Origin of the sequence: Paenibacillus pasadenensis, from assembly GCF_002864175.1 — a bacterium.
GTDB lineage: Bacteria > Bacillota > Bacilli > Paenibacillales > Paenibacillaceae > Paenibacillus_O > Paenibacillus_O pasadenensis.
Genome location: NZ_NFEZ01000004.1, coordinates 530900 through 541923, shown reverse-complemented (window position 1 = coordinate 541923; position 11024 = coordinate 530900). Strand labels below are relative to the sequence as shown.

6 protein-coding genes are annotated in these 11024 nt (G+C 64.7%); 5 read left to right on the top strand and 1 reads right to left on the bottom strand.

The window, feature by feature from the left end; genetic code table 11:
• Positions 1 to 61 precede the first annotated feature (61 nt).
• From B8V81_RS12025 to B8V81_RS12015, 3 genes are all read left to right on the top strand, one after another.
• Positions 62 to 994 (top strand): carbohydrate ABC transporter permease, encoded by a 933-nt coding sequence (locus B8V81_RS12025; RefSeq protein ID WP_101808449.1) that lies wholly within the window; start codon positions 62 to 64, stop codon positions 992 to 994.
• Between the two features lie 169 nt (positions 995 to 1163).
• Positions 1164 to 2492: a glycoside hydrolase family 125 protein gene (locus B8V81_RS12020; RefSeq protein ID WP_101808448.1), complete on the top strand. Its 1329-nt coding sequence runs from the start codon at positions 1164 to 1166 to the stop codon at positions 2490 to 2492.
• A 266-nt stretch (positions 2493 to 2758) separates the two neighbouring features.
• Positions 2759 to 5500, top strand: a complete 2742-nt coding sequence (locus B8V81_RS12015; protein ID WP_101808447.1) for an alpha-mannosidase — start codon at positions 2759 to 2761, stop codon at positions 5498 to 5500.
• 200 nt (positions 5501 to 5700) lie between these two features.
• Here B8V81_RS12015 and B8V81_RS12010 read toward each other — a convergent pair whose 3' ends face one another.
• A complete protein-coding gene (locus B8V81_RS12010) occupies positions 5701 to 7068 on the bottom strand; it encodes an MATE family efflux transporter (RefSeq protein ID WP_101808446.1) in 1368 nt (455 codons plus the stop codon).
• A 268-nt stretch (positions 7069 to 7336) separates the two neighbouring features.
• Between B8V81_RS12010 and B8V81_RS12005 the strand changes: the two genes are divergently transcribed.
• Complete coding sequence (locus B8V81_RS12005) at positions 7337 to 8263, top strand: helix-turn-helix domain-containing protein (protein ID WP_342352567.1); 927 nt, start codon at positions 7337 to 7339, stop codon at positions 8261 to 8263.
• Between the two features lie 1180 nt (positions 8264 to 9443).
• The gene (locus B8V81_RS12000; RefSeq protein WP_101808325.1) at positions 9444 to 10703 is read left to right on the top strand and encodes an IS256 family transposase; all 1260 of its coding nucleotides are present in this window, start codon (positions 9444 to 9446) and stop codon (positions 10701 to 10703) included.
• Positions 10704 to 11024: the final 321 nt, after the last annotated feature.

Sequence of the window (11024 nt, the reverse complement as noted above, 5' to 3'; positions counted from 1 at the left end):
AAGAGCATCCGCTGCCGTCTCCCGTCCTTCCCGCCTTTTCCCCCAAGAAAGGAGCCCTACCATGTCCAAACCGTCTGCCGCGCTGCCGCCCAAGGCGGCCCGCGACTTCCATAAGCTGAGTCCGGCGTGGAACGCGGCGTTCCACGCCGTCGCCGGCCTGTTCGCGCTGCTGTGCGTGTTCCCGTTCGTCTTCATCATCATCATCTCGTTCACGAACGAGCAGGCGCTGGCCGCGGACGGCTACCGGCTGATTCCCGCCGAGTGGAGCCTCGAAGCGTACCGCTACGTGCTCCAGAACGGCGACGCCCTGCTCCGCTCCTACGGCGTCACGATCTTCGTGACCGTCGTCGGCACGGCGCTCGGCCTGCTCGTCGTCACGCTGTACGCCTACGGCATCTCGCGCAAGAGCTTTCAGTACCGCAAGTTCTTCAACTTCTTCGCCTTCTTCACGATGCTGTTCAACGGCGGCCTCGTGCCGACGTACATCGTCGTGACGCAGATGCTCGGCCTGAAGGACAACGTCTGGGCGCTCATCCTTCCGCTCATGGTGAACGCGTTCTACGTGCTCATCATGCGCACGTTCTTCATGACGATGGTGCCCGACGCCATCATCGAGTCCGGCAAGATCGACGGCGCCTCCGAGCTGCAGATCTTCTACAAGCTCGTCCTGCCGCTCGCGCTGCCGGGCCTGGCCACGATCGCGCTGTTCAGCACGCTCGGCTACTGGAACGACTGGTTCAACGCCCTGCTCTACATCGAAAATCCGAATCTCGTGCCGCTCCAGTCCATGCTGATGCGCATCGAGACGAACATGCAGTTCCTGCTGTCGCAGGCGTCGAGCAACGCCTCGCTCGCCCAAGGCCTGCAGAACATGCCGCAGGATACGGCCCGCATGGCGATGGTCGTGCTGGCCACCGGCCCGATCGTGCTCGCCTACCCGTTCTTCCAGCGCTACTTCGTGCAGGGGTTGACGATCGGCGCGGTAAAAGAGTAGGTTATCGCTAACTCAACCGGGGTTCGCCGCCTAACATGCCTAACGAACCGCTGAAGGAAGGGAAGGAGGCTGCCTCCCTCCCTTCCTCCGCAGCTCCCGACGCCTCGGGCGCGGGCGCAGGCAGCCGCGCGGGCGAACCCCCACTATAGCTCAAGGAGATGGACCGATCATGGAGCAATTCCGACTTCCCGCCATTCCGATGCCGGAGCTGAAGCTGCCGGCGGCCGTGCGCCAGACGCTGGACGACGCCGAGGCCAAGCTCGCGGGCCGGCCGAAGCTGCAGCGGCTTTTCCGCAACTGCTTCCCCAACACGCTGGAGACGACGACCAAGCTGATGCCCGACGGCACGACGTTCGTCATCACCGGCGACATCCCGGCCATGTGGCTGCGCGATTCCGTCGAGCAGGTCATCCACTACGTGCCGCTCGCCAAGGACGACGCCGGCCTGCAGCGCATCCTCGAAGGGCTGATCCGCCGCCACATGGCGATGATCCTCATCGACCCTTACGCCAACGCGTTCAACGAGTCGGCCAACGACTGGCACTGGAACACGACCGACGAGACCGACATGGGGCCGTGGGTGTGGGAGCGCAAGTTCGAGCTCGACTCGATCTGCTTCTCGTTCCGCCTCGCCTACGCCTACTGGCAGGAGACGAAGCATACCGCCATCTTCGACACGGACTTCAAGCGCGCGATGCGCGCGGCGATCGACCTGTGGAAAAGGGAGCAGCGGCACTTCGAGCAGTCGCCGTACCGCTTCGTGCGCGACAACGGCATCCCGGAGGACTCCCTCCGGAACAAAGGGCTCGGCATGCCGGTCAACTACACCGGCATGATCTGGTCCGGCTTCCGCCCGAGCGACGACGCCTGCGACTTCCACTACAACATTCCGGCCAATATGTTCGCCGTCGTGACGATGCGCCAGATGCAGGAGATCGCCGAGTGGGTGTTCCGCGACATGGCGCTCGTCAAGGAGCTCGCCGACCTCGCCGCCGAGGTGGAGCACGGCATCCGGCTGTACGGCATCTTCCGCCACCCGCAGTTCGGCCCGATCTACGCCTACGAGACGGACGGCTACGGCAACCATTGCCTGATGGACGACGCCGGCACGCCGGGCCTCATGTCGATCCCGTACTTCGGCTATGCGGCCGCAGACGATCCGATCTACCTGAACACGCGCCGCTTCGCGCTGAGCTCGGAGAATCCGTACTACTTCGAAGGCAAGCAGGCCAAAGGCATCGGCAGCCCGCACACGCCGGACGGCTACATCTGGCATATGGCGCTCTCGATGCAAGGCTTGACCGCGATCTCCGACGAGGAGAAGCTCGCGATGATCGACCTGCTCGAGGCGACCGACGCCGACACCGGCTACATGCACGAGGGCTTCCATTCCGACGACCCGTCCGTATTCACGCGCAAATGGTTCGCCTGGTCGAACAGCCTGTTCGCCCAGCTCGTCTGGCGGGCGATGCAGGACGGCCTGATCGGCCGCGGCTGACCGTCGCCAACAGCGTCAAGCCGCAAGCGGCCGCGGCTATGGCCGGCGGCTGCGCTTTTTTCGCGCGCTGTCCCCCTTCGGCCCGCCCCGGCGCCGTTTCATCCGCACGGACGCCCTCGGCCCGCCCTGGCGCCGATCCATCCGCACGGCCGTCTCGCGCCCGGACCTGTCGTCCGATCGCAGGGCGGCCGTCGCCATCTTCGATAGATCTTCCGCATGCCGGACAGGTATGCTGGAACCATCCTGCACCGAAAGGACCGATCGCCATGACCAAGCGCACCGCGCACATCCTCTCTCATACCCATTGGGACCGCGAATGGTACCTCCCGTACGAGAAGCACCACGTCCGCCTCGTTCAGCTGATGGACTCGCTGCTGGACACGCTGGAGACCGATCCCGGCTACCGCAGCTTCTTCCTCGACGGCCAGACGATCATCCTCGACGACTACCTCGAGGTCCGGCCGGAGAACCGCTCCCGCCTCGAAAAGCTCATCCGCGAGGGCCGCATCGGCATCGGGCCGTGGTACATCCTGCAGGACGCCTTCCTGACGAGCGGGGAGGCCAACGTCCGCAACCTGCAGATCGGCCATGAGGAAGCGGGCCGCTGGGGTCCCGTATCCAAGATCGGCTACTTCCCGGATACGTTCGGCCTGTTCGGCCAGACGCCGCAGCTGATGCGGCAGGCGGGCATCGACAACGCGCTGTTCGGCCGCGGCGTCAAGCCGACCGGCTTCAACAACGAGGTCGGCGAGTCGAGCGCCTATGAGAGCTCCTTCTCCGAGCTCGTCTGGGAAGGACCGGACGGCTCGCGCGTGCTCGGCATCCTGTTCGCCAACTGGTACTCCAACGGCAACGAGGTGCCGACCGACGAGGAGCAGGCCCGCGCCTACTGGGAGCGCAAGCTGGCGGACGCCGGGCGCTACGCCTCGACGCCGCATCTGCTGTTCATGAACGGCTGCGACCATCAGCCGATCCAGACCGACCTGGCCGAGGCGATCCGCGTCGCCGGCGCCGTGGAGCCGGACGTGGAATTCGTCCATTCCAACTTCCCGGACTATCTCGACGCCGTACGCGCGGCAGCGGACGGGTCCGCGCTGTCGGTCGTGCGCGGCGAGCTGCGCAGCCAGCTCACCGACGGCTGGGGCACGCTCGTCAACACTGCCTCCTCGCGCGTCTACCTGAAGCAGCTGAACGCCGCCGGGCAGTCCGTGCTGGAGCGCTCGGCCGAGCCGCTCGCCGCCTACGCCCGCCTCGTCGGCAAGGACTACCCGCAGCATCTGCTTGCCTACGCCTGGAAGCTGCTGCTTCAAAACCATCCGCATGACAGCATCTGCGGCTGCAGCGTCGACGAGGTGCACCGCGAGATGGTCACCCGCTTCGACAAGAGCCGCCATGTCGCCGAGACGATCGTGGCCGATTCGGCGGCGTTCGTCGCCGAGGCGGTGGACACGTCGGTCTTCGGCAGCTATGGCGCGGATGCGCTGCCGTTCGTCGTCTTCAACCCTTCGGGCTGGAAGCGCAGCGGCACCATATCGGTCGAGCTGGACGCGGCGCGGATCTACTTCCGCGACGGCGTCGGCTTCGGCGAGATGAACCGCCGCATGAAGGAGCTCGACCTGAGCGGACGCGCGCTCGTCGGCGCGGATGGCCGGACGCTGGCCTGCAAGGTCGAGGACCTCGGCCTGCAGTTCGGCTACGACCTGCCGGACGACGCGTTCCGCCAGCCGTACCAGTGCCGCCGCGTGCGCCTGACGTTCCAGGCGGACGCCGTGCCGGCGCTCGGCCACGCCGCCTACGCCTGGGTCCGCTCGGACGCGCGGCCGGAGACGGCCCCCGACATCGCGGCTGATGCCCGCACGCTCGACAACGGCGTGCTCCGCGTCGAGGTGGCGGAGGACGGCTCGTTCGCGCTGACCGATCGGCGCACGGGACAGACGTTCCCCGGCCTCGGCATCTACGAGGACAGCGGCGACATCGGCAACGAGTACATGTTCATGGCGCCGAAGGGCGTGGAGCCGCTGACGACGCGCGGCGTGCCGGCGGCGGTGTCGGTCGTGGAGAACGGCCCCGGCCGCGCCTCGCTCGAGATCGTGCACGAATGGGCCGTGCCGGCGTCGGCCGACGAGACGCTCGACCGCGAGCAGCGCGAGATCGTGTACTACCCGCAGCGCCAGGCCGGGCGCTCGGCCAAGCTCGTCCCGCTGCGCCTGCGCACGGTGCTGTCGCTGGAGCAGGGCAGCGGCCGGCTCGACATCGTCAGCTCGTTCGACAATCAGGCCCGCGACCATCGCGTCCGGCTGCTGTTCCCGACCGGCCTGCAGGCCGATACGCACACCGCCGACTCGATCTTCGAAGCGGCCGTGCGTTCGACCGAGCCCGCTCCGGAATGGGAGAATCCGAGCAACGCCCAGCACCAGCAGGCTTTCGCCGATGTGAGCGGCCAAGCCGCGAACGGCTCGGCCGCCGGCCTGACGGTCGCCAACGTCGGCCTATGCGAGTACGAGGTGCTGCGGGACGGCCGCAATACGATCGCCGTCACGCTGCTGCGCTCGACCGGCGAGCTCGGCGACTGGGGCTACTTCCCGACGCCGGAGGCCCAGTGCATCGGGCCGCATGAGGCGCGCCTGGCGCTCGTGCCGCATGGCGGCGACCTCGTGGCGAGCGGCGCGTTCGCCGAAGCGTACCAGCTGCAGACGCCTTGGACCGCGGTGCAGACCGGCGTCCATGTCGGCAAGCTCGCGGCCGTCGGCTCGCCGCTGGCGTGGGAGGGCGAGTCGATCGCCTTCTCCGCCTTCAAGGCCAGCCCCGTCACCGGCGACCTCGTCGTGCGCCTGTACAACCTGAAGCGCGAGCCCGCCTCGCTGCGGCTGCTGGCCCCGGCCGGCGCTTCGAGCGCCTACAAATCCGGCGTGCTCGAGCAGGAGACGGCGGATGCGCTCGAGCTGCGGGACGGCCGCCTCGAGCTCGCCGTCGGGCCGGCCGAGATCGTGACGATCGGCCTGCGCTGAGGCGGCGGCGCGGCTGGCTCGGCACGCACGCGCTTGCACAAGGGAACTTGTTCCCTTGCTTCGCTTTCGCAGCCGCGCTGCCAGTCCGAAGCGGCGCTCTCCAGCCCGCAGCTAAAATAACGCTCGCAGCAAAAAAGACGGTGCTTATCCTCTAGGGGATAGGCACCGTCTTTGCGGTTGCGAGGCTCAGGCCGGCGGCCTCACGCCTCCGCGGCTGCTCCGCCCTGCGCCGGCAGCTCGGGCGATCCGGCGCGGGAAGCCCACTTGAAGCTGCGCCAGCGCAGCCAGCAGACGAAGCCGCGCAAGTATTCGTCGGCGATCATGCAGATGTAGATGGCGGTCAGGCCATAGCCGAGATGGATGCTGAAGAAATAGGACACGAGCACCGCCACGCCCCACATGCTGATCGTCGAGACATACATCGTGAAGCGCGTGTCGCCGACGGCGTTCAGCGAATCGGCGATCGTCATGTTGAGCATCTTGCCCGGCTGCAGCAGCAGGTTCAGGCCGAGCAGGCCGGCGCAGATCGCCAGGATGTCCGGGTCGGAGGTGAACAGGCCGAGCGCCTGGCTGCCGAACAGGAAGATGATGAACGAGTTGGCGATGACGACGAGCTGGCCGATCCACAGTCCTTTGTACGCGTCCTTGTACGCCTCCCGGGTGTTGCCCGCGCCGAACAGATGCGCCACGCGGATCTGCGTCGCCAGCGCGATCGAGAAGCCGATCAGGAAGCAGAACGACTCCAGCGTGTTCATATAGGTGCGCGCCGCCAGCTGGGCCGCGCCGAGCGTGCCGATGAACGTGAAGATGACGAGCTGCGAGAGCACCCAGTTGCCGGAGTAGACGCCGAGCGGCCAGCCGATGCGCAGGATCTCCCGGAACAGGCTGCGGCTCCACAGCTTGATGTCGCCCCACCAGATGCGGCGCTCGAACGCGAACAGGAACATGTAGACGAGCAGCGCCGAAGCGAGCAGGCGGCTGACGACGGTGCTGATCGCGACGCCCGCCAGGCCCCACTCGGGCAGGCCGAACGCGCCGTAGATGAAGCCGTAGTTGAGGAAGATATGCACGACGTTCATGCCGATCGCCGTATACATCGGTCCGCGCGTGTTGCCGGTGTTGCGGATCGCCGCGCTGAGCGTGCTCATGATCGCCGCCAGGATCATGCTGCCGCCGACGATCGAGATGTAGGTGCGCGCCAGCGGCAGCAGCTCCTCGGGCATCTGCAGCAGGCTCGCGATCGGGCCCGGCAGCGCGATGAGCAGCACGCTGATCGCCGCCCCGATGAGCACCGTCGTCTTGAGCGCGATGATGCTGATCGAGCGGGCGTCCTCCTCCTTGCGCGCGCCGAGCTTCTGCGCGATGAGGATGCCGGCGCCGCTGGCGATGACCGTGAACAGCACCGTCAGCGCGTTGAACAGCTGATGCGAGAAGCCGACGACCGCGACCGCGTCGTCGGAGATCTCGCTGACCATGAACGTATCCGCCGCTCCGAGCAGGAACTGCAGGAACAGCTCAATGAAGATGGGCCAGGAAAGCGCCCATAGCGAGTAGTTGCGGTTTTTCATGAATGAAACCTCCATCCTGGATTGCTGGCATACAAGAAGCGTAGCTCCGACATGAAAGCCCTTTCGTCGACCTTGCCGCCTAACAACCTAATATTCCTAGGAATGGAGCGGGATTGAGCCTTGTGCCGAGCTTGTTGGTCCATCCGTATTATAAGTGCTATACTGGCTTTGAGGTATCACGGATGCAACCTGAACTTTCAAAAAAGAAACTTGATGCGAGGGCTGAAAACGGACCGCTTGCGGGCCCCGTTACGCCGGAGAGGAGCCGATGATGAAGCTGCTGCAATTCGCCTTGCCCCCGCTGCCCTACTACATCGCGAGCGGGCATGAGGACCACCCTCCCGGCATGGTCCATGTCGACCGCTGCAACATCGGGCTGTTCGACCTGCTCGCCGTCGAGGAAGGCGAGCTGCTCGTCACCGAGGGCGATCGGAGCTACGAGGTCGGTCCCGGACAGGCGCTCATCCTGCGGCCCGACGCGCATCATTACGGCACCGCGCCGACGCGGATGCGCACACGCTGCTACTGGCTGCACTTCAAGCATGACGGCTACTGGACCGCCACCGACGAGCGGCTGCCGCTCTACCGCGATCCGCGGGGAGAATGGATCGGCCGCGACGTCTTCGCCGGGGAGGAGCTCGACAACGCCCATGATGCCGAGTGGAAAATGAACGCGCCGCTGTTCTCCGTGCAGATGCCGCAGTACGCCGACCTGGTCGAGCCCGCGCGCATGTTCGAGCTGCTCGGGCAGCTCACGGCGATGACGAGCAGCGGCCAGGTCGGCGGCGCGCTCTGGCGCCAGCAGATCCTGTTCCAGGAGCTGCTGCAGCAGCTGTCGGCCGGTCTCGACGCGCGCTCGACGTCGCCTTCGGCGGCGTGCGCCGCGCAGGCCGCGGCCTATTTGCGCCAGCATTACCGCGAGGACATCAGCGCCCGCGCGATGAGCGAGAGCCTGAACTTCCACTCCGTCTACATCGCCCGCTGCATGCAAAAGGAATTCGGCTGCTCGCCGAAGGAATACCTGCTGCGCTACCGCATCGACCAATCCAAGCTGCTGCTGCTGCGCACCGACTATCCCGTCTCGCGCATCGCCGGCGACGTCGGGTTCAACCAGGCGGCGTACTTTGCCTCCTGCTTCGCCAAGTACGAGGGGCTGTCGCCGCGCAGCTACCGGCAGCGCTTCTCGCATGCTTGAAGCCCGGAAGGCGGCTGGCGCGCGGAGCGAGATCTGGCCGCTCCATCGAGCGGAGGGCGGAATCCTGCACCCGCTTCGCGGAGCGGGAACTCGTTCCGATCTCCCTGGAGCCCAGATTCCTTTGATCGTATTCTTCCGAAGAGGAAGGAATCCGGCCTCCAAGGGAACCGCTGCCGCTTCTCCACGAGCCCCCGTCCGCTTCGCTCTTTGGATTCGATCAGACGGAGAGGCTCGGTTCCCTCGCCCGTCATCGCCTGGTCCCTGACCGCTGACCCCCTGCCTGCTCCTCTTCGCGGAACAGGGAGCTGGCGCTCGGAACCTGCTGCCGCTCGCGGAGCGGGAACACATTCCGTTCTCCCGAATTCACCGACCCATCCAGCTCCAACCCGAAACAATCGGGTTACAGCTTACCGCGTGCTCGTCTTTCGAGCTCCAACCCGAAACAATCGGGTTACAGCTTACCGTGAGCTCGTCTTTCGAGCTCCAACCCGAAATAATCGGGTTACAGCTTACCGCGTGCTCGTCTTTCGAGCTCCAACCCGAAACAATCGGGTTACAGCTTGCCGCGTGCTCGTCTTTCGAGCTCCAACCCGAAACAATCGGGTTACAGCTGCTCGCAAGCCCTTCTTTCGAGCTCCAGCCCGAGCTGCCGAGTTACTCGGTTTTTCCGCGTAACTCCGGCATGAGAGCCACCGTTCGAGCACAGTTACTCGGGTTTTCCGCGTAACTCCGGCGTGAGAGCCACCGTTCGAGCACAGTTACTCGGGTTTTCCGCGTAACTCCGCCGTGGAGGCACACGTTCGAGCACAGTTACTCGGGTTTTCCGCGTAACTCCGGCGTGAGAGCCCCCGTTCGAGCGCAGTTACTCGGGTTTTCCGCGTATCTCCAGCGTGAGAGCCACCGTTCGAGCACAGTTACTCGGGTTTTCCGCGTATCTCCAGCGTGAGAGCCACCGTTCGAGCACAGTTGCTCGGGTTTTCCGCGTAACTCCGGCGTGAGAGCCACCGTTCGAGCACAGTTACTCGGGTTTTCCGCGTAACTCGGCCATGAGAGCCACCGTTCGAAGTTAAGTCCATATAATTGTGTAAAATGCTCCTGACCATAAAAAGAAAAGCCATGGTAGGACTCTCGGTTAGAATGGAAGTTGTCGAGACCAACATTCCAAGGAGAGTGCCTACACATGACTCAATACCAGATTACCGTAGATCAAGACATTTTGCACCAGCTGTTTATCGGAACCGATCGGGACGCGGGAGTGGCCCGCTTGCTGGAGACGGTGCTGAATCAGGTGCTGACAGCCCAGGCGACGGATCAGCTGGCGGCGCAGACGTACGAGCGCACCAGCGAGCGCAAGGGCTATCGCAACGGCAGCTACGAGCGCGACGTCATTACCCGCGCTGGCAGCGTCACCTTGCGCGTCCCCCGGTTTCGGGACGGCTCCTTTTCTACCGAGCTTTTCGCCCGGTATCAGCGCAGCGAGCAAGCGCTGGTGCTCTCGCTCATGGAAATGGTCATCAACGGCGTGTCGACGCGCAAGGTGACTAAAATCACCGAGGAGCTGTGCGGAACCGAGTTCTCCAAGTCAACGGTCAGCCACCTGTGCAAGCAGCTGGACCCGGCTGTCCACGACTGGAACAACCGCTCTCTGGCCGACCACGCCTTCCCCTTCATCACCATCGATGCGATCTACGTGAAGGTGCGTGAAGAAGGCCGTATCTGTTCTCGAGGCGTTCTGGTGGGCTACGGCGTGAACGAGCAAGGCCGGCGTGAGATTCTGGGCCTGCGCGTCGACGACACCGAGTCGGAGGAGAGCTGGGGCGCCTACTTCCGCTGGCTGAAAGAGCGCGGCCTGCACGGCGTAGAGCTCGTCACGAGCGACTACCATGGCGGGCTGGTCAAGGCCATCGAGAAGGAGTTTCAAGGGGTCTCGTGGCAGCGGTGCCAGACGCACTTCATCAAGAACGTGCTGAACGCAGCGCCCAAAGCGCTCCAAAGCGAAATCAAGAGTCGCGTCCGATCGATCTTCGATGCGCCCGACATGAAGACGGCTCGTTCCTATCTCGAACAGACGCTTGAGGCGTATGCCGAGACAGCACCCAAAGCGATGAAAATACTGGAGGACGGGTTCGAGGACGCCGTCGCGGTGCTGGCCTTCCCGGAGGCCTACCGCGTGCGGCTGCGCACCTCCAACGGCATGGAGCGCCTGAACGGGGAGATCCGCAGGCGCGAGACGGTCATCCGCATCTTTCCCAATCGCGCTTCCGTCATCCGTCTCATCGGAGCCATGCTCATGGAAGAGAACGAGTACTGGATGACGAAGAAGCCGTACATGGACATGACGGACTTCAAGGCGTGGAAGAAGCAGAAAGCCACTCAGGGCGCCGGCTCGGAGGAGCAGGAAACCAGCACCACCATGACGGAAGCGACGGACAGCCTTTAAACCCGATTCCATTTTCTACCGAGAAGTGTTTTTACACACAATTATGGACTTGACCCCGTTCGAGCACAGTTACTCGGGTTTTCCGCGTAACTCCGGCATGAGAGCCACCGTTCGAGCACAGTTACTCGGTTTTTCCGCGCAGCTCCGGCGTGGAGGCTAGCGTTCGAGCCGAGCCGCTCTCCCCCGCTGCGTAATCACTGCCCCAAAAAAGAAGGGCGGCCCCGGCACGCGCCGGAACTGCCCCTCCTTGCCTAGCCTTGCCTTGCCTGCATTGCTTGCCTGCATTGCTTGCCTGCCCTGCTTGCCTGCATTGCTTGCCTG

What these genes read in the sequence shown, in the direction of transcription:
- B8V81_RS12025 (WP_101808449.1), top strand. Translation starts at nt 62, where the DNA reads ATGTCCAAACCGTCTGCCGCGCTGCCGCCCAAGGCGGCCCGCGACTTC.
- B8V81_RS12020 (WP_101808448.1), top strand. Translation starts at nt 1,164, where the DNA reads ATGGAGCAATTCCGACTTCCCGCCATTCCGATGCCGGAGCTGAAGCTG.
- B8V81_RS12015 (WP_101808447.1), top strand. Translation starts at nt 2,759, where the DNA reads ATGACCAAGCGCACCGCGCACATCCTCTCTCATACCCATTGGGACCGC.
- B8V81_RS12010 (WP_101808446.1), bottom strand. Translation starts at nt 7,068, where the DNA reads ATGAAAAACCGCAACTACTCGCTATGGGCGCTTTCCTGGCCCATCTTC.
- B8V81_RS12005 (WP_342352567.1), top strand. Translation starts at nt 7,337, where the DNA reads ATGATGAAGCTGCTGCAATTCGCCTTGCCCCCGCTGCCCTACTACATC.
- B8V81_RS12000 (WP_101808325.1), top strand. Translation starts at nt 9,444, where the DNA reads ATGACTCAATACCAGATTACCGTAGATCAAGACATTTTGCACCAGCTG.